Raw genomic sequence first — 23,747 nt, 5'->3', positions numbered from 1 at the left:
TCATTTCGGTCGGTCGGATGTGGATCTGCCGTGGGAGCGCACGGATCGGGCGGAGGCGTTGAAGAACGCCGCCGGCCTGTGACCGGACGAACCCCCTCTGGCCATTGAGCCTGCCGCACGGACTGCGGGGCGTGGCGCGTCCGCGCCCCGCAGTCTGGTGTGGCCCACCTGTCCCCTTGGAACTGGGCGGCTGGACTGCGGCGCCGCCAACGGTGAAGGAGTTTTGCAGTGCGGATTGCGGTGACCGGATCGATCGCCACCGACCATCTGATGTCCTACCCGGGCAAGTTCAGCGACCAGCTCGTCGCTGACCGGCTGGACCAGGTATCGCTGTCGTTCCTGGTCGACGAGCTCGAGGTCCGCCGCGGCGGTGTGGCGGCCAACATCACCTTCGGCCTGGGCCAGCTCGGCGTGCGCTCCACCCTGGTGGGCGCGGTCGGTCAGGACTTCGACGACTACCGCTCGTGGCTGGAGAGGCACGGGGTGGACACCGGATCGGTCCACGTCTCCCAGAACAAGCACACCGCCCGCTTCCTGTGCACGACCGACCAGCAGCAGAACCAAATCGCTTCGTTTTACGCTGGAGCGATGGCCGAGGCCCGCGAAATCGAGCTCAAGCCGGTCGCCGACCGGCTCGGCGGGCTGGACATGGTGATCATTTCGGCCAACGACCCGGTGGCGATGGTGCGGCACACCGAGGAGTGCCGGGAGCGCGGCTACCGCTTCATCGCCGACCCGGGCCAGCAGCTGGCTCGGATGGAAGGGGCCGAGATCCGCAAGCTCGTCGACGGTGCGGAATACTTGTTCACCAACGAGTACGAGCACGGCCTGCTGCTGCAGAGCACCGGCTGGACGGAAGCCGAGGTGCTGGACCGTGTCGGCAAGTGGGTGACCTCCCTGGGTGCGAAGGGCGTGCAGGTGGAGTCCAAGGACGAGCCGACGCTGCACGTGGCCCCGCCGAAGGAGAAGAGGAAGGGGGACCCCACCGGTGTCGGTGACGCGCTGCGCGCTGGCTTCTTGGCCGGCTTGCACCACGAGCTGGGACTGGAGCGGTCGCTGCAGCTCGGCTGCACGCTGGCGACCGTTTCCTTGGAGACCGACGGACCGCAGGAATATGTCGTTGACCGCGAATCGTTCCTGACCAGGTTCGCTGAGGAATACGGTGAGGCTGCGGCCGCCGAGGTAAAGCCGAAGCTTCGCTGACAAACAGGGGGAAGCACCGTCATGGCAGACCGGCAGAACGATCCCAGCGGGTTTCTGACCGCCCTCGGCGAGCGAGTGCTAGTCGCTGACGGCGGGATGGGGACTGCGTTGCAGGCCCACGACCTCACGTTGGACGACTTCAACAACCTGGAGGGCTGCAACGAGATCCTGAACGTGACCCGGCCCGACGTGGTGTCCTCGATCTACCGGGGATACCTGGAGGCGGGTTCAGATGCCATCGAGACCAACACCTTCGGTGCGAACCTGGCCAACCTCGGCGAGTACGGGATCGAGGACCGCATTCAGGAATTGGCCGAGCGCGGGGCCGCGCTGGCCCGGGAAGCCGCCGACGAGTACGCGACACCGGACAAGCCGCGGTTCGTGCTCGGTTCGATGGGACCGGGCACCAAGCTCCCCACGCTTGGTCACGCACCGTACACGGCATTGCGGGACGCCTACGTCGAACAGGTCACCGGCCTGCTCAACGGCGGCGTGGACGTGATCCTGGTGGAGACCTCCCAGGACCTGCTGCAGACCAAGGCAGCGGTGGTGGCGGCCAAGCGCGCCATGGAGGCGACCGGCCGGAAGGTGCCGATCATCGCCCAGGTCACGGTCGAGACCACCGGGACGATGCTGGTCGGCTCGGAGATCGGGGCTGCGCTGACCGCGCTGGAACCCCTGGGCATCGACCTGATCGGCATGAACTGCGCGACCGGACCGGCCGAGATGAGCGAACACCTGCGGGTGCTCGCCGAACACGCCAGGATCCCGCTCTCCTGCATGCCCAACGCGGGTCTTCCGGAGCTCGGGCCCAACGGGGCGGTGTACCCGCTGCAGCCCGACGAGCTGGCCGAGGCGCTGGCGGAGTTCGTCCGCAACTACGGCGTCCGGCTGGTCGGCGGCTGCTGCGGTACCACCACCGAGCACGTGCGGGCGGTCGCCGAAGCCGTTCGGGACGTCGAGCCGGCCAACCGGCAGCCCGAGTACGTGCCCTCGGTGTCCTCGGTCTACCAGACGGTGCCCTTCGAGCAGGACGCTTCCATCCTGAACATCGGCGAGCGCACCAACGCCAACGGCTCCAAGAAGTTCCGCGAAGCGATGCTCGAGGGCCGTTACGACGACTGCGTGGAGATCGCCAAGGCGCAGACCCGCGAGGGCGCGCACATGCTCGACCTCTGCGTGGACTACGTCGGCCGGGACGGCGTGCAGGACATGAAGGAGCTGGCCAGCCGGCTGGCCACCGCCTCCACCCTCCCGATCATGGTGGACTCCACCGAACCGGCCGTCATCGAGGTGGGGTTGGAACACCTGGGTGGCCGGTGCGCGGTCAACTCGGTCAACTACGAGGACGGCGACGGGCCGAACTCCCGCTTCCAGCGCGTGATGCGGGCGGTCGTCGAGCACGGTGCGGCGGTCGTCGGCCTGTGCATCGACGAAGAGGGCCAGGCCCGCACCAAGGAGCGGAAGCTGGAGATCGCCGAGCGGTTGATCGCCGACATCACCGGCAAGTGGGGCTTGTCCAAGTCCGACATCATCATCGACTGCCTGGTCTTCCCGATCTCGACCGGTCAGGAAGAGGTCCGGAAGGACGGCATCGAGACCATCGAGGCGATCCGGGAGCTCAAGCGGCGGCACCCCGAGGTCAAGACCACGCTCGGGCTGTCCAACGTCTCGTTCGGTCTCAACCCGGCTGCGCGGCAGGTGCTCAACTCGGTGTTCCTGAACGAGTGCCGCGAGGCCGGGCTGGACTCGGCGATCCTCAACGCCTCCAAGATCCTGCCGATGAGCAAGATCCCGGAGGAGCAGCGACAGGTCGCGCTGGACCTGGTCTACGACCGCCGGTCCGAGGGCTACGACCCGCTGCAGAAGTTGATGGCGATGTTCGAGGGGCAGACCGCCAAGTCGAGCAGCGCCTCTCGAGCCGAAGAGCTGGCGAAGCTGCCACTGCTCGAACGACTGGAGCGGCGGATCATCGACGGCGAGCGCAACGGCCTGGAGGCCGACCTCGACGAGGCGATGAAGCAGAAGCCCCCGCTCGAGATCATCAACGAGAACCTGCTGGCGGGCATGAAGGTCGTCGGCGACCTGTTCGGCTCCGGGCAGATGCAGCTGCCGTTCGTGCTGCAGTCGGCGGAGGTGATGAAGGCCGCGGTCGCCTACCTCGAGCCGCACATGGAGAAGGACGACTCCGGCGGGAAGGGCAAGCTGCTGCTGGCCACCGTCAAGGGGGACGTGCACGACATCGGCAAGAACCTGGTCGACATCATCGTCTCCAACAACGGCTACGACGTGGTCAACATCGGCATCAAGCAGCCGATCAACACCATCCTCGAGGAGGCCGAGAAGCACCAGGTGGACGTCATCGGCATGTCCGGCCTGCTGGTGAAGTCCACTGTGGTGATGAAGGAGAACCTGGAGGAGATGAACTCCAGGGGAGTAGCCGAGAAGTACCCGGTGCTGCTTGGCGGGGCCGCTCTCACCAGGTCCTATGTGGAGAACGATCTCGACGAGATCTACCAGGGCGACGTCCGCTACGCCAAGGACGCCTTCGAGGGCCTGCACTTGATGGACCGCTTGATGGCCATCAAGCGCGGGGAAACCCCGGAGGTGGACGCCGAGGAAGAGGCGAAGAAGGCCGAGCGGAAGGCGCGTCGGCAGCGTTCCCTGCGCATCGCCGAGAAGCGCAAGGCCGAGCAGGGCGAGGAGCCCGGCTACGACGACACCACCCGCTCCGACGTCGACCCGGACGTCCCGGTGCCGACTCCGCCGTTCTGGGGGGCGAAGGTCGTCAAGGGCATCGCGATCGCCGACTACCTGCAGATGCTGGACGAGCGGGCCACGTTCTTCGGCCAGTGGGGGCTGCGCGGGGCCCGCAAGGGCGAAGGTCCGTCGTACGAGGAGCTGGTGGAGACCGAAGGCCGCCCCAGGCTCCGGTACTGGATCGACGAACTGTCGACCAGGGGAATCCTGCAGCACGCTGCTGTGGTCTACGGCTACTTCCCGTGCGTTTCCGAGGGCAACCACCTGATCGTCCTGGACAAGGACGAGCCGGACGCTCCGGAGCGCTGCCGGTTCTTCTTCCCGCGGCAGAAGCGGGACCGGCGGCTGTGCCTCGCGGACTTCTTCCGGTCCCGGGAGAAGGCCGAGGAGACCGGGCAGGTCGACGTGCTGCCGATGCAGCTGGTCACCATGGGGCAGCCCATCGCCGACTACGCCAACCAGTTGTTCGCGGAGAATTCTTACCGGGATTACCTGGAGGTCCACGGTCTCGGGGTACAGCTGACGGAGGCGCTGGCGGAGTACTGGCACCGCCGCGTTCGGCGGGAGCTGCTGTGGTCGTCGGGCGCCACGGTCGCCGATGAGGACCCCGAAGACGTGCGGGAGTTCTTCAAGCTGGGCTACCGCGGTGCGCGGTACTCCTTCGGCTACGGGGCTTGCCCGGAGATCGAGGACCGGGCCAAGATCGTAGACCTGCTGGAGGCAGAACGGATCGGCGTCGTGCTGTCCGAGGAATTCCAGCTGCACCCGGAGCAGTCCACCGATGCGATCATCGCCCACCACCCGGAGGCGAAGTACTTCAACACCTGATTGCTCGGGAGAACTTCTCGCGCCAACAGGCAGTTGAGAAACAGAAAGGAAATCATGAGCGCGAAGCTGCAAAAGGTCAACGGCATCGAGTTCGCGGTCAAGGACCTGTCCCTGGCGGAGGCCGGCCGGCACCAGATCCGGCTCGCCGAGCACGAGATGCCGGGGCTGATGGCGACCCGCAAGGAGTACGCGGACTCCAAGCCGCTCAAGGGCGCGCGTATTGCCGGCTCGCTGCACATGACCGTGCAGACCGCGGTGCTGATCGAGACCCTGGTCGAGCTGGGCGCGGAAGTCCGCTGGGCCTCCTGCAACATCTTCTCCACCCAGGACGAGGCCGCGGCGGCCGTCGTGGTCGGGCCGAACGGCACGCCGGACAACCCGCAGGGCGTCCCGGTCTTCGCCTGGAAGGGTGAAACCCTGGAGGAGTACTGGTGGTGCGCCAGCCAGGTGTTCCAGTTCGGCGACAAGGGGCCGAACATGATCCTGGACGACGGTGGTGACGCCACCCTGCTGGTCCACAAGGGCGTCGAGTTCGAGCGGGCCGGCGCTGTTCCGCAGCCCGCCGAGGATGACCCGGAGGAGTACAAGGTCATCCTGGAGACCCTGCGCAAGAGCCTGGCCGAGGACAACCAGCGGTTCACCAAGATCGCCAAGGAGATCCGCGGCGTCACCGAGGAAACCACCACCGGTGTGCACCGCCTCTACGAGCTGGCCAAGAGCGGTGAGCTGCTGTTCCCGGCCATCAACGTCAACGACTCGGTCACCAAGTCGAAGTTCGACAACAAGTACGGCTGCCGCCACTCGTTGATCGACGGCATCAACCGGGCCACCGACACGCTGATCGGCGGCAAGGTCGCCGTGGTCTGCGGGTTCGGTGACGTCGGCAAGGGCTCCGCCGAGTCGCTGCGTGGCCAGGGCGCCCGGGTCATCGTCACCGAGATCGACCCGATCTGCGCGCTGCAGGCCGCCATGGAGGGCTACGAGGTCAAGACCCTCGAGGACGTCGTCGAGTTCGCCGACATCTTCATCACCACGACGGGGAACAAGGACATCATCACCGTCGACCACATGAAGCGGATGAAGCACCAGGCGATCGTCGGCAACATCGGCCACTTCGACAACGAGATCGACATGGCCGGCCTGGAGAGCTTCCCGGGCATCAAGAAGCAGGAGATCAAGCCCCAGGTCCACGAGTACATCTTCCCGGACGGCCACTCCATCATCGTGCTGTCCGAGGGTCGGCTGCTGAACCTGGGCAACGCCACTGGTCACCCGAGCTTCGTGATGTCGAACTCGTTCACCAACCAGACGATCGCCCAGATCGAGCTGTTCAACAAGCACGAAGAGTACGAGAAGAAGGTCTACACGCTGCCGAAGATCCTCGACGAGAAGGTGGCCCGGCTGCACCTGGACGCCCTCGGCGTCAAGCTGACCAAGCTGACCAAGGAGCAGGCCGAGTACATCGGTGTCGACGTCAACGGGCCCTACAAGCCCGACCACTACCGCTACTGATCTCCCACTAGCGGTTCGCGGCCACCGCCCCGGCCCCGCTGCCGGTGGTCGGGGCGGTGGCCCGCCGGGCACCCGCCCGGACGGTGAGACCCCTATTCCGGTATTCGCGCTCAATTCCGCGAGGATCTCTTTCAAATCCCTTTTTCTGCGCACTGGGGTGATTGCACAATTTCTGCCCCGCTGCTGATTGTTTCGGTGAAATCCATCGGTATTGACGGTCCCTGCTCCTTAGGTTGGGCAGGTTCGCTGGAGCGGCTGTCGAGCTCTGCGTTGACCGGTGTCGGCACGAACAGGACCTGAGGCAGACATGGACACGATCGCACTCGAACTGGTTCCGCCCGACCTTGAGGGGGGCGTGGAAAGGGCCGTGGCAGAAGCCCGGAAGGTGGCCGAGAACAGCCGGGCCACCGGGCTTTCGGGAAAGATCAGGCACCTGATGATTCCCGGGATCATCCCGGAGGACGACGACCGCCCGGTGGAAATCAAGTCCAAAATGGACGTAATTGATTTCTGGAAGACGGTGCGCCCGGAAATCGGCAACGACGTCCGCGGTCTCTGCACCCAGGTCACGGCGTTCCACGACGAGGACAAGCTCCGTGATCGGCTGGGGCAGCTGCGGGACGCGGGCATGGACGGCATCGCCTTCGTCGGCGTGCCCCGCACCATGAAGGACGGGGAAGGGCCTGGGGTCGCGCCGACCGATGCGCTGGCCAAATTCCAGGACGTGGTGCCCAACCGCGGTTCCATCCTGATCCCCACCCGAGAAGGCGAGCAGGGGCGTTTCGGCTTCAAGTGCGAACGCGGCGCCACCTACGGCATGACCCAGCTGCTGTACTCGGACGCCATCGTCAAATTCCTCAAGGAATTTGCCGAGAAAACACCGCACCGGCCGGAAATCTTGCTCTCCTTCGGTTTCATCCCGAGTTTGGAGAGCAAGAAGAAGCTGATTCACTGGCTCATCCAGGATCCGGGGAATCCGCTGGTCGAGCAGGAGCAGAAATTCGTCGCTGAAACCGCCCAGCTGCCGTTCGAACAGCGCAAGCAGCGGCTCGTCGACCTGTACAAGCGGGTCATCGACGGGGTGCACGACCTGGGGTTCCGACTGAGCATCCACCTCGAGGCGCCGTACGGCTACTCCAAGCCGGCCTTCGAGACCTTCGCGGAAATGCTCAGCTACTGGGAGCCGACTCCGGCGGCTTCCTGACCGAGCGGTGGGCAGCTCGCCGCCCCTCCCGGCGGGCTGCCCACCGCGTTCTCCCGCTCCGCGCTGGTCTTCACCAATGGGTTACTTTGGGTGGGAGCGAGCGTGGACGGAGGTAGTCATGCCGGAGGCCGTGGCGGCGTTACGAGCGGTGCTTCCCGAGTCGGTGCTGCTGACCGACCCGGACTCGGTGGCCCGCTACGCGCACGACGAAGCCGAGTGGGCGCCGTACGGCAAGCCGCTGGCGGTGGTCCGGCCCACCACCACCGAACACGTCGCGGCCGCGGTCCGGGTCTGCGCGGAAGCCGGCGTGCCCGTCGTGCCGCGAGGAGCCGGCACCGGCCTGTCCGGCGGGGCCAACGCCATCGACGGCTGCGTGGTGATCTCGCTGGAGCGGATGAACTCCATTCTGGAGATCAACCCGCGGGAACAGCTGGCCGTGGTGCAGCCCGGGGTGGTCAACGACGATCTGCGGGCCGCCTGCCGAGAGCACGGGGCCTGGTACCCGCCCGATCCGGCCAGCTCGCCGTGGTCCACGATCGGCGGCAACGTCTCCACCAACGCCGGCGGCATTTGCTGCGTCAAGTACGGGGTGACCCGGGACTACGTGCTCGGCCTGGAAGCCGTGGTCGGCAGCGGCGAAGTCGTCCGCTTGGGCCGGCGCACCGCCAAGGGCGTTGCCGGCTACGACCTGTGCGGGTTGTTCGTCGGCTCCGAGGGGACGCTGGGCGTCATCACCGAGATCACCGTCAAGCTGCTGCCAGGCCTGCGCGCACCGGAACGCACCGTCGTCGGCTACTTCGACTCGCTGCAAGCGGCTGGGGAAGCGGTGGCCGCGGTCGCCGCCCGGGGTGTGGTCCCCTCAGCCCTGGAACTGCTCGACCAGCACTGCCTGCGCGCCGTGGACGACTGGAAGAACATGGGCCTGAGCGCAGAGGCCCAGGTCCTGCTGCTGGGCCGCTCCGACACACCGGGCGCCGCCGGGGAAGCCGAAGTCGAAACGCTGCTGCAGTGCTTCCAGCAAGCCGGGGCCACCTGGAGCGCCCGCTCCACCGACCAGCACGAGGCCGATGCGCTGTTCGCGGCCCGGCGGCTGTCCTACCCGGCCCTGGAACGGCTGGGGCCGCTGCTGACCGAGGACGTGTGCGTACCGCGGGCCGCGGTGCCGGAAATGCTGGCTCGGATCGAGGCCGCCGCCCAACGGCACGACACCCGGATAGCGAACATCGCGCACGCCGGGGACGGGAACCTGCACCCGCTGATCAGCACCCCCGCCGGGGACGAGGAGGCCAAGCTCCGCGCGCAACGCGCGTTCGACGACATCATCGACGACGCCATCGACCTCGGCGGCACGGTCACCGGGGAACACGGGGTCGGCCTGCTCAAGCGCAAGGGGCTGCACGCCGAGCTGAGCCCCGAGGTCATCGGCATGCACCACGCGGTGAAGAACGCGCTCGACCCGAAGGGGATCTTCAACCCGGGCAAGGTGTTCGGCCAGCCGGAGAGCTGACCGCTACTCCTTCAACAGCCGCCAGGCCGCCTGCTCCACGGTCTCCTCGTCGACCAGCACGTGGTACGCGGCTTCGCCGAGCGGGATGAAGCTGTCCTCACTGGTCACCCGGGCCATCGCTCCCGTGTACTCGTGGTCGACCAGGGTGGTGAGCACCGCCTCGGACACCCCTCCGGAGCGGCGCGTCTCGTCCACCACGAGCACCCGACCGGTCGCTTCGGCCGCCCGGACCAGATCGGCTTCCGGCAGCGGGGACAGCCAGCGCAGGTCCACCACGCGGGCGGTGATCCCGCGTTCCCGCAACCGCCGCGCCACGCGCAGGCTCATCGGGACACCGTTGCCGAAGGTGACGAGGGTGAGGTCGGTGCCGGTGCCGTACTGCCGAGCCCGGCCGATGGGCACGTGCCCGGTACCCGGCTCGGGGTACTTGGCCGTCCAGCGGTTGTCGCCGGGCTCGTGGAGGTCCCGAGCGTGGTAGAGCGCTATCGGCTCGAGGAAGACGCACACCCGGCCGTCGACGTCGGCGGCGGCGACGCAGGTGCGCAACATGGCTGCGGCATCGTCCGGTCGGGACGGTGAAGCGACGACCAGACCGGGGATGTCCCGCAGGGCCGCAACGGCGTTGTCGTTGTGGAAGTGGCCGCCGAACCCCCGCTGGTAGGCGTAGCCGGCGATGCGCACCACCATGGGGTTGCGGTACTGGCCGTTGGAGAAGAAGCTCAGCGTGCTCGCTTCCCCGCGCAGCTGGTCGATCGCGTTGTGCAGGTAGGCGAGGTACTGGATCTCGGCGATGGGGAGCAGGCCGGCCAGCCCGGCTCCCAGGGCGGTGCCGAGGATGCTCTGCTCGTCCAGCAGCGTGTCGAACACCCTGCTGGCGCCGAACTTCTTGCGCAGGCCACGGGTCACCCCGTACACCCCGCCCTTGCGGGCGACGTCTTCGCCGAAGACCAGCACTCGCCGGTCCCGCTCCAGTTCGTCGGCCAGCGACCGGTTGATCGCCTGCGCCAGGGTGAGCCGCTCCCCCTGCTCGACCGAGCTGGTGGGGGACTCCCGTCGCGGGGGAGCGGTGCTCGCGCGCTCGGCCACCGCTTCCGGGCGGTCCTGGCAGATGGCCGCCATCACTTCGGCGGCACTGCCCAGCTTGCGCCGGCTCAAGGCCTCTTCCACCGCTTCGGCCACCTCCGACCGCTTGGCCTCGTAGCGGTCGATGACCTGCTCGGGGGTCAACAGGCCGTGCTCGATCAGGGTTTTGGCGGTGCCCAGCAGCGGGTCGCGGTCGTAGTCGGCGGAGATCTCGCGCTGCGACCGGTAGGCGGTTTCCACATCGGACCCGGCGTGCCCCATCAACCGCACCGTCCGCAGGTGCAGGAACACCGGAGACCGGTGGGTGCGCGTCCACTCCACCGCCTGCTGCGCCACCCGCAAGCAGTCCAGCGGAGCGGCCCCGTCAGCCGAGAAGTACGCGAGCCCGTTGCGGTCGCGGTACGACGCTTCGATCCACCCGGGTGGTGTGCGGACGCTGATGCCGAGCCCGTTGTCCTCGCAAACCAGCAGCAGCGGCATCGGCAAACCCTGGTGCGCGCAGTGCAGCGCGGTGTTCACCGCGCCCGTCGCGGTGGAGTGGTTCGCCGAAGCGTCCCCGAAGCTGCACACCACCACCGAGTCGGCCGGCCAGCGGCAGTCGACGCCCAGCTTCTCCGCCCGTCCCAGTGCGAAGGCCAGCCCCACGGAACGGGGCAGGTGGGAGGCGATGGTCGAGGTCTGCGGAATGATCGAGAGCGCGGTGTTGCCGAACACCTTGTGCCGGCCGGCCGAAATGGGTTCGTCCGCGGAGGCCACGACGCCCAGCAGCACGTCCAGCACGGGGTGCTGGCCCGGGACCTGCTGAGCACGGCGCAGGTAGAACCCGCCGGAGCGGTAGTGCAGCAGCGCCGGGTCGGTGGGCCGCAACGCCGCGGCGACAGCGGCGTTGGACTCGTGGCCGCTGGAGCCGATGCTGTAGTAGCCGAGTCCGCGTTGGCCCAGCTGCCGAGCCGCGAAGTCCAGGTGCCGGCTGGTCGCCTGGGCGTCGAACAGGGCGAGCAGTTCGGCGTCCAGGCCCGAGCTGGTGCGGGTGCCCGGCTGCTGGGCGGCGACGGCTGCCAAGAAGTGGTCGTCGAGCGGTGCGCGCTTGTCGGTCATCACTACCCGTGGACTTTCTGTGCGGGAACGCGGTTGATCCGGCCGGTACTGCCGGTGGTGAACGCCCGGCCGCGGCCCACTTCGGCGCAGGACTCCGCCAGGAGCTCCAGCGCGACCGGCAGCAGCGGGTTGGTGTTCTGCGGCCGGTGGAGCACCTTGATCCGGCGGCACGGTTGCCAGTGGGCCATCCGGAGCGCTCCGGCACCGCTCTCCGGGAGGGCCAGTGCTGGCAGCACCGCGATGCCGAGACCGCGGGAGACCAGGTCGCGGATCACCCCGTAGTCGTTGCTGCGGAAAACGACCTGGGGCAGAAAACCGGCCGCTGCCGCCAACCTTTCCAACGATCTGGCCCCGGAGGTGTCCTCCCGGGTGCAGATCCACTTCTCCTCGGCGAGATCGGCCAAGTCCACTTCGCCGGCGCCCGCGCAGCGGTGCCCGGACGGCACCACCAGCCACAGCGGATCGGTCATCAAGTCCTGCACCCGCAGTTCCGCGGGCCACTGGCGGGGATCGAGGTCGTACTCGTAGACCACCGCGGCGTCCACCGCGCCGTCGAGCACCGCACCGGTGACCTCGTCCGGTTCGCCTTCGTCCAATTGCACCTCAGCACTGGGGTGGCCGGCCACGATGTTCGCCAGCACGTCCGGCAGCACCCGGGCGTTGGCGGTGGGGAAGCTGGCCAGCCGCAGTTGCCCTTGTTCCCCGGAGACCATCGCCCGCACTTCCCGCTCCAGCGCCTCCAGGGCGCGCAGCGCGCTGCGGCTGCGCTCGGCCAGCTGCCCGGCGAGCTTGGTGCTGCGCGCGGAGCGAGCCGCTCGCTCGAACAGCGGGGCTCCTACCGCTTTTTCCAGCAGCATCATCTGCTGGGACACCGCCGAAGCGGTGTAGCCGAGCGCGCGGCCGGCCTCCGCGAACGAGCCGGTGCGCACGCACTCTTGCAGGGTTCGCAAGTGGATCGGGTTAAGCATGACCTTCCCCCGAAACTCCGGCCGGCAGTCTTCCGCGCAACGCCATCGCGGTGCGGACGCGCTCCTGGGCGAGTTCCAACGCGGCTTGGTGCGACGACACCCCGCGCTGCTGCGCCAACTGGAGCACGGCGTTGGTGTTGTCGCGCGTCTTCGCCGCCACGGTGCGCAGGATCTCTTCCGGATCCGGTGGGAACGGCGAGTACCTGGCGTCCATCGCGAAGCCGGCTGCGATCGCCCCACCGGCGTTCGCGATGAAGTCGGGCACCACGGTGACGCCCCGGTCAGCGAGGACTTCCCGGGCTTCCGGTGTGGTCGGCAGGTTGGCGCCTTCCACGAGCAGTTCGGCGCGGATCTCCGCTGCCAGTTGCGCGTCGATCACGTCTTGGGCGGCCGCGGGGATCAGCACATCGCAATCCACCAGCAGCTCCGATCCGCGCGGAATGCGCTGGTGCGCGGGAGCTTTCGCCACGCACGCGTCCCCGAACTCCTCGCGGGCGTCCAACCAGGACGGAACGTCGAGGCCGTCCGGCTCGTGCACCGATCCATCTGCGGTGGAGATGGCAACGATCTGCGCGCCGAGGTCGTGCAGCCTGCGGGCCGCGGCCGACCCCACCGCGCCGAACCCCTGCAGCGCGATGCGGCTTCCCCGGACGCTGCGACCGTCGCGCTCCAGCGCGGCCGCCACCGCCTCGGCCACCCCGTGGCCCGTCACCCCGAGCTGGTCGTAGGCGACACCGCCGAGCGCTTCCGGCACCCCGACAGCCGCACCCCGGTCGCCCAACTCGTCCTGGATGATGGCGGCATCGCACTCGGTCATCCCCATGTCGAGCCCGGCGACGTAGTGGGCCGGTATCTGGTCGGCGAGCTTGCGGGCGAAAGCCCGAACGATCTCCTCCTTGTTGGTCGACTTGGGGTCGGCTCGGATGCCGGCTTTCGCCCCGCCGTGGAACAGGTCCACCGCAGCCCACTTCCACGTCATCACCCTGGCCAGTCGGGCGATCTCGGTGACCGTGACCGAAGGGCTCATCCGAGTTCCGCCCTTGGCGGTGCCGCGGGCGGTGTTGTCGATGACCAACACGCCCCGCATCCCGGTTTTGCTGTCCGACACGCAGACGACCTTCTCCGGGCCCCACTCGTCCACTTCGTGCAGCAGATCAACCACAGGTGTGCGCTCCTTCGCGCCGTTGCCGCGCGCTGCGGCAATCAGATGGGAGGGTTCGGCTCCCGGCCCGGCCGCTTCCGGCAGCGGTCGGGAGGAACCGGGTGCGGTTCCACCGCTGGCCGCGGCGCCGGTGGGCCGCCAGCGGAGCGGCCCACCGGGTTGGCCGGGCACCGGCCGAGCAGATGAGTCGCCCGGGTGCGGCCGGGAACACCGGTGAGGGCAGCCGGTGCGGGCTGACGCCCGTCCGGAACTGCGGCACGAGCACCACGGGCGGGCTGGTGGTCACTCGGACGTCTCGAACTCCGTCGGCAGCCGGTAGTCCAACTCGGGTTCGATCGTGGCCACGTCCATCTGGGCCTTCTGCAGCTTCCCGGAGAAGTCCCAGTTCAGCGACTGCCAACGGGTGAACTGGTCCAGCACCCACATCCCGGACTGGCGGCTTCCGTTGCCGGATCGCCCGTTGCCCCCGAACGGCAGGTGCGCTTCTGCCCCGGAGGTCGAGTTGTTGACGCTGACCATTCCCGCGCTGATCCGTTCCCGGAACCGGAACGCGGTCGCGGGGTCGCGGGTGTACACCGCTGCCGAGAGCCCGTAGCCGGGGGCGTTGCCGAGCTCGATCGCTTCGTCCAGGGAGTCGTAGCCGATGACTCCCACGATCGGGCCGAAGGTCTCCTGCTGGAAGATGTGGTCGTCCGGGACCATGCCGTCCACCAGGACGGGGTGGTAGTACAGCCCGCTCTGCGGGTCTCCGACGAAGCCCTTGCGGGGTGCGGAGTCGGTGATCCGGCCGGTGAACTCCGAGCCCAGTGGTGTGTGGTGGCTTCCGAGGGTGTCCAGCACCTGCTCGAAGTTCTCCGCGAACTTCTCCGACAGCAGCGGGCCGTAGAGCACTTCGCTCCGGGGATCACCGATCGGTGCCGACCGCAGCGCGGCGTCCAGCCGGCGGACGAACTCCTCCTTCACCTCGTTGTGCACGATGAGGTTGCCCAAGGAGGTGCAGCGCTGCCCGGCGGTGCCCCACCCGGAGAACAGCGCCCCTTCGACCGCCAGGTCCAGGTCCGCGTCCGGGGCGACGACCATCGGGTTCTTCCCGCCCAGCTCCAGGCACGGGGTTTGCAGGTGGCGACCGCACAGCTCGCCGATCCGGGAGCCGACAGCGCTGGACCCGGTGAAGCCGACCTTGTTCACCGTTCCGGCGGAGAGGGCGGACTCCAGCCCGCGGTAGGTGGCTTCGCCGTCGGCGTAGACCAGGTTGAGCACGCCGCGCGGCACACCCGCCCGCCAGGCCAGTTCGGCGAGAGCTCGCGCAGCTGCCGCGGCGTACTCGGCCGGCTTCCACACCATCGCGTTGCCGCACAGCAACGCCGGGACCATGTACCACGACGGCACCGCCACCGGGAAGTTGCCCGCGGTGATGACCACGGCGACCCCGACCGGCACCCGGAAGGTGAACAGCTGCTTGTCGGGCATCTCCGAGGGCACCGTTTGGCCGTACAGGCGTCGTCCCTCGCCGAGGAAGAAGTCGCAGGTGTCGATGATCTCCTGGACCTCTCCCCGCGCTTCGGAAAGCGGTTTGCCGATCTCCCTGGTGACCAGCTGGGCCAACGCCTCCTTGTTGGCCTCGACCAGTCGGCCCAGGTTGGCGATCACCCGGCCGCGGACGGGAGCCGGCACCGCGGCCCACTCGCGCTGCGCCTGCTGCGCCGACCTGGTGGCGGACAGCAGTGTGTCGGCGTCGCCGAGCTGGACTTTCGCCACGATGTCGTCGAGATTCGCCGGGTTGCGGGAAAGGTGTTCGCCGCCTCCTCGGCCGGGATCTTGTTCCGAGCCGATGATCGAGCTCAGGTTGGACTGCACCGACATGCACCTCATTCCGGTCCGCTGAGTCCAGGGATGCCGCAGGCCGTGTTGCTGGGCTCACCGTAAATCTTCGGCGCCGCTTCTGCGGAGAATCAGTGGAGTGAATTCTTCTAGGGCTGAGCACAAGCAATGCTTACGCTCAGTTTCCCCTCGCACTGCCCGGCGTGCCCTACCGTTGGTTCGACCACGCGCAGCCCGCGGAGCATGGAGAACGAGTGGGATTCGCCGAAAAGCTGGAATCGTCAGTGGACCTCTCCCGGTTCCCGGGACGGGTGTGCCTCGCCGCCTGGCACCTCGAGGAACGCGAGCCCGTTCTGGTGAACGCCGAAACCGTCGTGCACGCGGCCAGCACGATCAAAACGCTGGTCATGATCACCGCGTTGCAGCAGGTGCAAGCGGGGCGGCTGGCGTTGGACGCCGAGGTGCCGCTGCCGGCTGAGCGGCCCGGCGGTGCCGGCGTCCTGGCCGAGCTCACCAGCGTGCACCGCTTGTCGCTGGCCGACCTGCTTCGGCTGATGATCGTGATCAGCGACAACACCGCGGCCAACGCGGTGATCGACGTGGTCGGGTTCCCGGCCATCCGGCGCTGCGCGGAACAGCTGGGCTGCACCGCCACCCGGGTGGAGCGCCGGCTGATGGAGGTGTCCGCGCCGGGACGGATCGAGACGACCGCGCTCGACCAGGCGCGCGTGTTCGACGCGCTGGCCACCGGACGGGCGCTGACCACCGAACTGACCGGGTTCGCGCTGGACGTCCTCCGCCGGCAGCAGGTGCGCGACCGGCTCCCCGCGCTGCTGCCGCGAGAAGCCGGTTGCTGGCACAAGACCGGGGAGATCTCCGGGGTCCGGCACGACGTCGGACTGATCGGCGGCAGCCGACCCCAGGCGGTCGTGGCGGTGCTGGTCGACCAGCTCACCGACGAGCGCTCCACAGCCGACCACCGGGGCGGCCCCGCGTGCGAGCTCATCGCCCGGATCGGGCGCGCGGCGTTCGACGCGCTGCCGGGCTAGCCGGCAGCCTCAGGGAGCGCGCTGGTGGACGATCTCGCCCCCGACCATGGTCAGGTCCACTCGGGCCTGCCCCAGCTCCGCGGTCGGCAGCTCGAGCGGGTTCCGGTCCAGCACCACCAGATCGGCTGCCTTGCCGACGGAAATGGACCCGGTCAGCTGTTCCATGTGGTTGGCCCACGCGGTGCCGGTGGTGTACGCGGCGAACGCCTCCAAGGGGGTGAGCGCTTGCTCGGGCAGGAACGGCGCTTCGTCCTCGCCGTACTCCTGCCGGTTGACAGCGGCGTGGATGCTCTGCATCGGCTCCGCCTCGGACACCGGCCAGTCGCTCCCGGAGGCCAGCACCGCACCGGTGCGGAGCAGGGAGCGGTACGGGTACTGCCACGCTCCTCGCGAACCGAGGTAGGGAAGGGTCAGGTCGGTCATCGCGGGGTCGTTCACCGCCCAAGCGGGCTGGATGTTGGCCACGACGCCGAGCTGCTCGAACCTGGGGAGGTCGGAGGGGTGCACCAGCTGGAGGTGGGCCAGCTGGTGGCGCAGTCCGGTGGGACCGTTGCGCCGGCTGGCCCGCTGCAGGGCGTCGAGGACGTCTCGGACAGCGCGGTCACCGACGGTGTGGAAGTGCAGTTGGAGACCCGCGGCGTCCAACTGCTGCACTGCTCGGTCCAGCAGCTCTGCGTCTAAGAAGGACAGTCCACTTCCCTTGTCGGAGAGGTAGGGCTGCAGCAGTGCTGCGGTGAAGTTCTCGCACACGCCGTCCTGCATGATCTTCACCGTTCGGGCGGAGAACTTGTGCCCGGTGGAACGTTCGCTCCGCTGCAGCAGCTCGCTGATCTGCTCGAGTCCCCTCGCCCTGTCCCACCACAGCGCTCCGCGGACCCTGGCGGTCAGCAGACCTCTCCGGTCGGCCTCCCGGTAGATGTCCAATGTGTCGTCGTAGCCCAGGTATCGGCCGATGATCGCGTCGTGCCAGAAGGTGACTCCTCTGGCGTGCAGGTAGCGCTGGCCTTCCAACAGCCCGGCCAGGTAGTCGTCCGCGGAGAGCCGGGGCAGGTGGGGCTCCATCAGGCGCGTGGTGCCTTCGTGCAGCGTTCCGCTGGGATTTCCGGCGCTGTCCCGTTCGATGCGCCCGTCGGGTGGGTCCGGTGTGTTCCGGTCGATGCCGGCGCGGTGCAGAGCGGCGGTGTTCACCCACGCCCCGTGGTGATCGCGGTTGAGCAGGTAGGCGGGCCGGCCAGCGGTGACGGCGTCGAGCGTCTGCCGGTCGGGTGCCCCACCGGGGAAGGCGGCCATTTCCCACCCGCCGCCGAGGACCCACTCGACATCCGGGTGGGCTTGGACGTAGTCGCTGATCTGGTCCAGGTAGTCGGCCACCCCGTTGCCGCAGCTCAAATCGCAGCGCAACCGTTCGATGCCCCCGTAGACCGGGTGGGCGTGCGCGTCGTGGAAACCCGGCAGCAGCAGCCTGCCCCGCAGGTCGATCACCTCGGTGCGAGCAGTCACCTGCTCGCGCACGGCGGCCGACCCGACCCCGGTTATCCGCCCGTCGTGGACGGCCACCGCATCGGAGAAGGAGCGGGCCGAGTCCATTGTGGCCACGGGCCCGCCCACGAACGCCGTGTCGGCGGAATAGCAACGTTCCACGGCTTGATTCTGGCAGCTCGCGCAGGGGCTGCGGGGGATCAGCGGTGCTGGCCGGTGGTGATGATCGAGACCGCGCGTTCCCTGGTGGGCTCGTCGACCGGGGGGACCTGGAACTCCTGGCGGCGGATGTGCTCGACCAGCTCCGGCTGGGGAGGCACGCCGTGCTCGCGCAAGTAGTAGGCGGCCGCCCCGGGCCATATCCAGGTGCCGTCGGTGTGGAAGGTCATCGGCACCGCCGGGTTGCGGCTGGGGTCGAGCCGGTCGGTGTCGTAGCTGCGGGCGGCCAGCACGACCGGGGCCCGGTTCAGGTACTCGAGCACCAGATCGCGTTCTTGCGGGGCCAGTTCCGGGTGGGTGGTGACCGGCTGCCCGTTCTCGTCGAAAACCGTGGCGGTGCGCAATTCAGCCGTCGCCGCGCCGGACGCCTGCCGGCTCAGCCATTCCGGGGTCGACTCGGCTGGCCTGGGGTATCTGCGCAGTTCGTCGGCATAAGCCTGCGGTGGAGGAGCGGTGTGCCAGGCGGGTTCTTGGTCGCCGTTGAAGTCGACGGTGTAGCTGCCCGGGCGGCGCAGCTGGTAGAGCGCGCTCACCCAGGTGCCTCGATCGGGGTGGTACATGCCGTGCCGGAGCCGCTGGAAGTGCCCGGCGGTCTCCACGGGAGGTGCGAGCGGGACGACTGTGCCGTTGGGGGCTTGCAGCTGGGCGACCAATTCGTAGTGCTCCCCGACGGCCCGGTACTCCACGCGTGCTTCCTGCCAGCCCGGCGGCAGGGCTTGCACGATTGTTCGACCGATTTCCTGGATCAGTTGCTGTTGCGCAGCCTCGTCCAGCGATCCCGCTGCTTCTTGGGGTCCCGGTTGGCTCATGCCCTGCATCCTTCCAGTAAGGCTGGGAAATCGGGGATATTTCAGTCAAGTGCGCCGTGCCCAACCCTGTCCGGCGTGGACACGTGTGCTGGCTTGCACAGCTTAAGACGCTCTTTTCGGCGATTTGGCGCGGATGAAAACAATGTTTCGAAGAAGAAAGTCTAATGTGCGGATTGTTGACAATTGGTCTGGGCGGCCCTTAGCTTCGAGCTAGCCGGAAAAGACGCGGAGGTGACGATGCGAACCGATGAGCACGGCGTTCCGCATCCGCGTCGCTGGCTGTCCTCTTCCTCTCTCTGGCTGCGACATCGCTGACGGGTCGCTCTGCTCCGCGGTGCGGCCCCGAGCAGCGACGATCCGTTGACTGCTCGCTGATTTGTTCCAGCTCGCTTTTCTCTTTTCACCTGGGCGGAGTGCACCCGTTTTCGGCGTGCTCGTTGGAAGGAGGTTCGGCCGGTGGTTGCTGTTGACCAGAATCCGCTGCTGAGGATCACCTGGACAGACCCCGTGACCGGAAAGAACGGCTACCTGGTGGTGCAAAACCTGGTGGCCGGACTGGCCACCGGAGGAACCCGGATGCGGGCCGGGTGCACGTTGGCCGAAGTGGAAGAGCTCGCCCGCGGCATGGCCCGCAAGACAGCAGTCTTCAACCTCCCCGTGGGCGGGGCGAAGGGAGGCATCGACTGCGACCCGAGGGACCCGCGAGCGCGCGGGGTGCTCACCCGGTTCCTGCAGGCGATGCGTCCCTGGGCGAAGGAGCACTGGGTGACCGCAGAGGACCTCGGCACGCCGCAGCACCTGATCGACGAGGTGTTCAGCGAACTGGGGATGCACCAGTCCTACTACGCGGCGATCAGCCGGGCGCCCGACGTGGAAAGCACCCTCCGCCGGATCAGAGCTGGGCTCAACGCGCCGGTGCCGGGTGGACTGCTGCTGGGAGACGTGGTCGGCGGCTACGGGGTGGCGCAGTGCTGCCTCGGCGCCGTGCACGCGCGCCGGTGGGACCTGGAGCGGACCACCGTGGCGGTGCAGGGCATGGGCACCATGGGCGGCAGCGCCGCGTACTACTTGCACGAGGCCGGCATGAAGGTCGTCGCGGCCGCCGATGCGGCCGGCACCCTCTACGACCCGAGCGGATTGGACGTGCCAGCCCTGCTGGAGGCCCGTGACCGGTTCGGTGAGGTCGACCGCGGCCAGGTGCCGGCGCGGGTGCAGCAACTGCCCCGGGAGGCCGTGGTCACCGCTGACGTCGACGTGCTCATACCGGCAGCCGTGTCGTTCGCGATCACCCCCCGGGAAGCGGCGGACGTGAAAGCGCGGCTCCTGGTCGAGGCGGCGAACACGCCGGTCACCCCGGAAGCCGAGGCGGTGCTCGCGTGGCGGGGGATCCCGGTCATCCCGGACTTCGTCGCCAATGCGGGGGCGGCCGCGTGGGCGTGGTGGCTGCTGCTCGGCAGGGTCGACGCCGATCCGGTGCGTTCCTTCCAAGTGCTCAAGGAAGAGATGCAGGCCAAGGTTCCGCTGCTGCTGGCGGCCTGGGAGGAGGAGGGGATCACGCCGCGGGAAGCCGCGCTGCGGCTGGCTCAGCAGCAGGTGGAGCACAACCGCGCGGCCGAAGAAGCGGGGCACGAGCTGCTCAGCATCCCCTGAAACGGTGACGGTGTTCGCGTTTCCGGTGTGACAAGCGGCTGATGGGCTGCTAGCGTGAACGCAGTTGCAGTTTTGGTTCCCAGCAGTACTTGAAAGTGCCTGCCAGAACGCGCAGGCACTTTTTCGTGCCGGCGGCCTCCGGGCCCGGGGTGATCATCTCGGCGACTTCAGGGGTCTGCGTGGTGTTGACCCCGGCCAGCAAGAAACAGGAGAAAGCAAGAATGGCTACCGGTACCGTCAAATGGTTTAACGCGGAGAAGGGCTACGGCTTCATCACCCCGGACGGCGGTGGGTCCGATGTCTTCGCCCACTACTCCGCGATCGACGCCTCCGGTTTCCGCACGTTGGACGAAAACCAGCGGGTGGAGTTCGAGATCGCCCAGGGCCCGAAGGGGCCGCAGGCGGCGCGGATCCGCGCGGTCTGATCGCACTCCACCGGGTGGACAACCCGGTGAAACCAGAACAGAAGGGCGGGCTGCGTTCAGCAGTCCGCCCTTCTTCGCGTTCGGCGAACGCGCCTTCCGAGCCGCGCCGCGCGGGTAGGCTTTGCGATCAGTGACGTCGAGCCGATGCGAGGTCGAAGTGCCCCTGCGTGTTGTTGTCGCTGGCGCTACCGGCGTGGTCGGAAGGACGTTGCTGCCGATGCTCCGCAAGCAGGGGCATCACGTCACAGCTCTGGTCCGTCCCACCGGGCGGTTGCCCGATCCGGCGGACGTCGACGACATCGTCGTGGCCGATGTGCTCCGCGAAGAGGAACTGCGCCAGGTGCTGCGCGCCGCGCGACCCGACGTGGTGGTCGACCAGACGAGCTGCTTCCGCGAGGTCGACCTGGAAACGGGATTGCGCAGAACCGGCCAGTTGCGCGAAGTCGGTGGCCGGAACCTGGTGGCCGCCGCCGTTGCCGCCGGAGCCAACCGCATCATCGGGCACAGCATGGCCGCGTACTCGCCCAGGGGGCACGACGTCTTGGACGAGGACGCCCCGCTGTGGACCGAAGCGCCCGGCTGCTGGGGGGAGGCGGTCCGCGGTGCGGCCGCCGCGGAAGAAGCCGTGCTGAACTGCTCCGAGATCGAGGCGGTCGTCCTGCGCTACGGGACTCTTTACGGGCCGGGCACCGAGTACGCCCCGGGAGGAGCGGTCCACGAGCGGGTGCGGAGCAGCGCGCTGCCCCTGGTCATCGACGGAGCCGGTCTCACCTCGTTCACGCACGTCGAGGACGCCGCCGGGGCGGTGGTCGCGGTGCTGGACGCCACCCCGGGCGTGTACAACGTGGTGGACAACGAGCCGGCCGAAGTGGCTGAGTGGTTGCCGACCTACGCCCGGATGGTGGGCGGACCGGAACCGGTGGCCCTCACCCAGGAGCAAGCCAGGGCGCAGCTGGACTGGTTGACGGTGTACCAGCTGACCGAACAGCGCGGCGCCTCCAACTTCCGGTTGCGGGAAGAGCTGGGGTGGCGACCGGTGTGGCCGAGCTGGCGGGAGGGGTTCGCCGAGATGTTCGGCCTGTGGCTGGGGTGAAGCGTTTCCGGGTGCGGTCGGCGGCAGGCAGCCGCGCGCCGCGGCTGCCTGCCCAGCTCCTCAGTAGTCGTATCCGTCGTCCTCCGGCACTTCCTGCTGCTGTTCGAGGAGGTCGGCGGGATTGGTGTCCAGCGGGGGCTCGGCGTTCTGGGGGGTCAGATCTTCGTTGGTCTCGGTGATCTCCTGGGCTTGCTCCAGAGCGTCCGCTTCTGGGGTCTCAGGGTTCATCTGTCCTCCATTCGCCGTGGGGGGAACCGCACCCGGAACACCCCGGATTTCCGGTAGCACGTTTCTTCAACCGGGGGTCATCCGCCACCGTAGCTGACTGCGGATGCACCATGCAGAGCTCGCGGAACAACCGTTTGAAAGCTGGCGGGAACCGCGCCGAGTTCTCAAGCTGAAGACCTGCATCGGACGCACCAGGAACATCTCGTCTGGGGTTCGCAGTGGCAAAGTCGCAGGCCGATTCGGCCACCGGAGAAGTCAAGCGCTGGCCAGTGCTGATGCTGTGCCTGGTGGCCGGGTTCATGACCCTGCTGGACGTCAGCATCGTCAACGTCGCACTGCCATCGATGCAACGCGGATTGAACGCCTCCCCGGCGGAGCTGGCCTGGGTGGTCTCCGGCTACGTGCTGACGTTCGGCCTGGTGCTGGTGCCAGCTGGTCGCCTGGGCGACGACCACGGTCGCAGCAGGATGTTCCTCCTCGCGTTGTTCGTCTTCACCCTGGCCAGCGCGCTGGCCGGGGTCGCCCAGCACTCCCTGTGGCTCGTCGGGGCCCGACTGCTGCAGGGATGCGCCGGGGGCTTGCTGAATCCGCAGGTCTTCGGGCTCATCCAGCAGTTCTTCCAGGGGCGGGAGCGCGCCCGGGCGTTCGGCATGTTCGGGGCCGTCGTGGGGATCTCCACCGCGATCGGCCCGCTGCTGGGCGGGTTGTTGATCCAACTGGCCGGGGCGGAGCACGGCTGGCGGCTGGTGTTCCTGGTGAACCTTCCGCTCGGCGCGGCCGCACTGCTCTACGGCTACCGGATCCTCCCGGCCCGCCAGGCCGCGGGGCGGTCGCAGAACCTGGACCCGGTGGGGGTGTTGCTGCTCGCGAGCGCGCTGTCCTGCATCCTGCTGCCGCTCATCCAGCACGGCCAGGGTGCTGGCCCGGGTTGGTTGCTGCTCGCCGCAGCGCCGTTCCTGCTCGCCGGTTTCATCGCCTGGGAACGCTGGTACGACAGCCGGGGCAGGACACCACTGGTGAACTTGCGGCTGCTGAAGATCCGCAGCTACTCGTTCGGCAGTTTGCTGTCCCTGTTGTACTTCGCCGGATTCACCAGCATCTTCTTCGTCCTGGCACTGTTCTTCCAGAACGGACTGGGGTATTCACCGCTGCAGGCGGGCCTGTCGCTCACCCCGTTCGCCGTGGGATCAGCGGTGTCTTCGGGACTGAGCGGTCGCCTGGTCGTGCGGTTGGGCAGGCGGGTGGTGGTGATCGGGCTGGTCACCGCGCTGACCGGATTGCTGGTCACCGATGTGGTGCTGGTGCTCGAGCCGGGGAGCGCGACCGGGTTGGCAACGGCGTTGCCGCTGCTGTTGGCCGGGACGGGAAGCGGGCTGGTGATCTCGCCCAACCAGACGGTGACGCTCAGCGAGATCGACCCCGCCCAAGGGGGCGCCGCGGCGGGGATCCAGCAGACCGGGCAGCGGATCGGTTCCGCGGTGGGAACGGCAACGGCTTCCGGCCTGTTCTTCAGCTTCCTGTCCTCGGCCAACTACAGCACGGCCATCTTCAGCGGGCTGCTCGTCTCCATCGGGTTCGTCACCGCGGCTCTGCTGGTGGCGGTGGTGGAGGGCCTCACCAGCCGGCCGGTGGTCAGCAGGTCGTGACGA

The 23,747-nt window shown here is 68.2% G+C and carries 17 protein-coding genes; 10 read left to right on the top strand and 7 right to left on the bottom strand.

The features are described from left to right. The first annotated feature begins 228 nt into the window (after positions 1-228). The 5 genes from SREC43747_RS0105650 to SREC43747_RS0105630 all read left to right on the top strand — a co-directional run bounded on the left by SREC43747_RS0105650 (position 229) and on the right by SREC43747_RS0105630 (position 9,014). The gene (locus SREC43747_RS0105650) at positions 229-1,203 is read left to right on the top strand and encodes a carbohydrate kinase family protein (protein ID WP_029720182.1); all 975 of its coding nucleotides are present in this window, start codon (positions 229-231) and stop codon (positions 1,201-1,203) included. A 21-nt stretch (positions 1,204-1,224) separates the two neighbouring features. After that, positions 1,225-4,791, top strand: a complete 3,567-nt coding sequence (gene metH, locus SREC43747_RS0105645) for a methionine synthase (protein WP_029720181.1) — start codon at positions 1,225-1,227, stop codon at positions 4,789-4,791. Positions 4,792-4,845: 54 nt separating this feature from the next. Then, positions 4,846-6,303, top strand: a complete 1,458-nt coding sequence (gene ahcY / locus SREC43747_RS0105640) for an adenosylhomocysteinase (RefSeq protein WP_029720180.1) — start codon at positions 4,846-4,848, stop codon at positions 6,301-6,303. 307 nt (positions 6,304-6,610) lie between these two features. Further along, positions 6,611-7,507 carry a mycobacterial-type methylenetetrahydrofolate reductase gene (locus tag SREC43747_RS0105635; protein WP_029720179.1) on the top strand — a complete coding sequence of 299 codons (897 nt, stop codon included), beginning with the start codon at positions 6,611-6,613 and terminating at the stop codon, positions 7,505-7,507. A 118-nt stretch (positions 7,508-7,625) separates the two neighbouring features. Then, positions 7,626-9,014, top strand: coding sequence for an FAD-binding oxidoreductase (locus SREC43747_RS0105630; protein ID WP_029720178.1), 1,389 nt, complete (start codon positions 7,626-7,628; stop codon positions 9,012-9,014). 3 nt (positions 9,015-9,017) lie between these two features. Here SREC43747_RS0105630 and SREC43747_RS0105625 read toward each other — a convergent pair whose 3' ends face one another. The 4 genes from SREC43747_RS0105625 to SREC43747_RS0105610 form a co-directional block, all read right to left on the bottom strand. Further along, positions 9,018-11,195, bottom strand: coding sequence for a thiamine pyrophosphate-dependent enzyme (locus tag SREC43747_RS0105625; protein WP_029720177.1), 2,178 nt, complete (start codon positions 11,193-11,195; stop codon positions 9,018-9,020). A gap of 2 nt (positions 11,196-11,197) precedes the next feature. Continuing rightward, the gene (locus SREC43747_RS0105620) at positions 11,198-12,145 is read right to left on the bottom strand and encodes a LysR family transcriptional regulator (RefSeq protein WP_236623042.1); all 948 of its coding nucleotides are present in this window, start codon (positions 12,143-12,145) and stop codon (positions 11,198-11,200) included. Between the two features lie 10 nt (positions 12,146-12,155). Further along, complete coding sequence (locus SREC43747_RS0105615; protein ID WP_029720175.1) at positions 12,156-13,325, bottom strand: Glu/Leu/Phe/Val family dehydrogenase; 1,170 nt, start codon at positions 13,323-13,325, stop codon at positions 12,156-12,158. 282 nt (positions 13,326-13,607) lie between these two features. Continuing rightward, positions 13,608-15,188: an aldehyde dehydrogenase family protein gene (locus tag SREC43747_RS0105610; RefSeq protein WP_029720174.1), complete on the bottom strand. Its 1,581-nt coding sequence runs from the start codon at positions 15,186-15,188 to the stop codon at positions 13,608-13,610. Between the two features lie 212 nt (positions 15,189-15,400). On the opposite strand from SREC43747_RS0105610, the gene SREC43747_RS0105605 reads away from it, so the two are divergent. Next, positions 15,401-16,195: a serine hydrolase gene (locus SREC43747_RS0105605; protein WP_051387728.1), complete on the top strand. Its 795-nt coding sequence runs from the start codon at positions 15,401-15,403 to the stop codon at positions 16,193-16,195. A 9-nt stretch (positions 16,196-16,204) separates the two neighbouring features. Here SREC43747_RS0105605 and SREC43747_RS0105600 read toward each other — a convergent pair whose 3' ends face one another. Both SREC43747_RS0105600 and SREC43747_RS0105595 read right to left on the bottom strand, forming a co-directional pair. Continuing rightward, positions 16,205-17,836 (bottom strand): amidohydrolase, encoded by a 1,632-nt coding sequence (locus SREC43747_RS0105600; protein ID WP_029720172.1) that lies wholly within the window; start codon positions 17,834-17,836, stop codon positions 16,205-16,207. Between the two features lie 38 nt (positions 17,837-17,874). Continuing rightward, on the bottom strand, positions 17,875-18,702 hold the full coding sequence (locus SREC43747_RS0105595; protein ID WP_029720171.1) for a hypothetical protein: 828 nt from the start codon (positions 18,700-18,702) through the stop codon (positions 17,875-17,877). 456 nt (positions 18,703-19,158) lie between these two features. On the opposite strand from SREC43747_RS0105595, the gene SREC43747_RS0105590 reads away from it, so the two are divergent. The 3 genes from SREC43747_RS0105590 to SREC43747_RS0105580 all read left to right on the top strand — a co-directional run bounded on the left by SREC43747_RS0105590 (position 19,159) and on the right by SREC43747_RS0105580 (position 21,870). Then, complete coding sequence (locus tag SREC43747_RS0105590; protein WP_029720170.1) at positions 19,159-20,352, top strand: Glu/Leu/Phe/Val dehydrogenase dimerization domain-containing protein; 1,194 nt, start codon at positions 19,159-19,161, stop codon at positions 20,350-20,352. A gap of 221 nt (positions 20,353-20,573) precedes the next feature. Further along, the gene (locus SREC43747_RS0105585; protein WP_029720169.1) at positions 20,574-20,777 is read left to right on the top strand and encodes a cold-shock protein; all 204 of its coding nucleotides are present in this window, start codon (positions 20,574-20,576) and stop codon (positions 20,775-20,777) included. 130 nt (positions 20,778-20,907) lie between these two features. Next, complete coding sequence (locus tag SREC43747_RS0105580; RefSeq protein WP_201768632.1) at positions 20,908-21,870, top strand: NAD-dependent epimerase/dehydratase family protein; 963 nt, start codon at positions 20,908-20,910, stop codon at positions 21,868-21,870. A 60-nt stretch (positions 21,871-21,930) separates the two neighbouring features. Here SREC43747_RS0105580 and SREC43747_RS21600 read toward each other — a convergent pair whose 3' ends face one another. Continuing rightward, entirely contained in the window at positions 21,931-22,098 is a 168-nt protein-coding gene (locus SREC43747_RS21600; protein WP_162832381.1) for an Rv3202a family protein, read from the bottom strand. A gap of 218 nt (positions 22,099-22,316) precedes the next feature. On the opposite strand from SREC43747_RS21600, the gene SREC43747_RS0105570 reads away from it, so the two are divergent. Then, positions 22,317-23,744: an MFS transporter gene (locus tag SREC43747_RS0105570; protein ID WP_029720167.1), complete on the top strand. Its 1,428-nt coding sequence runs from the start codon at positions 22,317-22,319 to the stop codon at positions 23,742-23,744. Positions 23,745-23,747 lie beyond the last annotated feature (3 nt).

The sequence above is a fragment of the Saccharopolyspora rectivirgula DSM 43747 genome (genome assembly GCF_000497205.1).
Taxonomy (GTDB): Bacteria; Actinomycetota; Actinomycetes; order Mycobacteriales; family Pseudonocardiaceae; genus Saccharopolyspora; species Saccharopolyspora rectivirgula.
The sequence above is the reverse complement of the archived record's forward strand: the minus strand, read 5'-3'. Positions and strand labels throughout refer to the sequence as shown.

What these genes read in the sequence shown, in the direction of transcription:
- ahcY (WP_029720180.1), top strand. Translation starts at nt 4,846, where the DNA reads ATGAGCGCGAAGCTGCAAAAGGTCAACGGCATCGAGTTCGCGGTCAAG.
- SREC43747_RS0105625 (WP_029720177.1), bottom strand. Translation starts at nt 11,195, where the DNA reads ATGACCGACAAGCGCGCACCGCTCGACGACCACTTCTTGGCAGCCGTC.
- SREC43747_RS0105635 (WP_029720179.1), top strand. Translation starts at nt 6,611, where the DNA reads ATGGACACGATCGCACTCGAACTGGTTCCGCCCGACCTTGAGGGGGGC.
- SREC43747_RS0105610 (WP_029720174.1), bottom strand. Translation starts at nt 15,188, where the DNA reads ATGTCGGTGCAGTCCAACCTGAGCTCGATCATCGGCTCGGAACAAGAT.
- SREC43747_RS0105585 (WP_029720169.1), top strand. Translation starts at nt 20,574, where the DNA reads ATGGCTACCGGTACCGTCAAATGGTTTAACGCGGAGAAGGGCTACGGC.
- metH (WP_029720181.1), top strand. Translation starts at nt 1,225, where the DNA reads ATGGCAGACCGGCAGAACGATCCCAGCGGGTTTCTGACCGCCCTCGGC.
- SREC43747_RS0105595 (WP_029720171.1), bottom strand. Translation starts at nt 18,702, where the DNA reads ATGAGCCAACCGGGACCCCAAGAAGCAGCGGGATCGCTGGACGAGGCT.
- SREC43747_RS21600 (WP_162832381.1), bottom strand. Translation starts at nt 22,098, where the DNA reads ATGAACCCTGAGACCCCAGAAGCGGACGCTCTGGAGCAAGCCCAGGAG.
- SREC43747_RS0105630 (WP_029720178.1), top strand. Translation starts at nt 7,626, where the DNA reads ATGCCGGAGGCCGTGGCGGCGTTACGAGCGGTGCTTCCCGAGTCGGTG.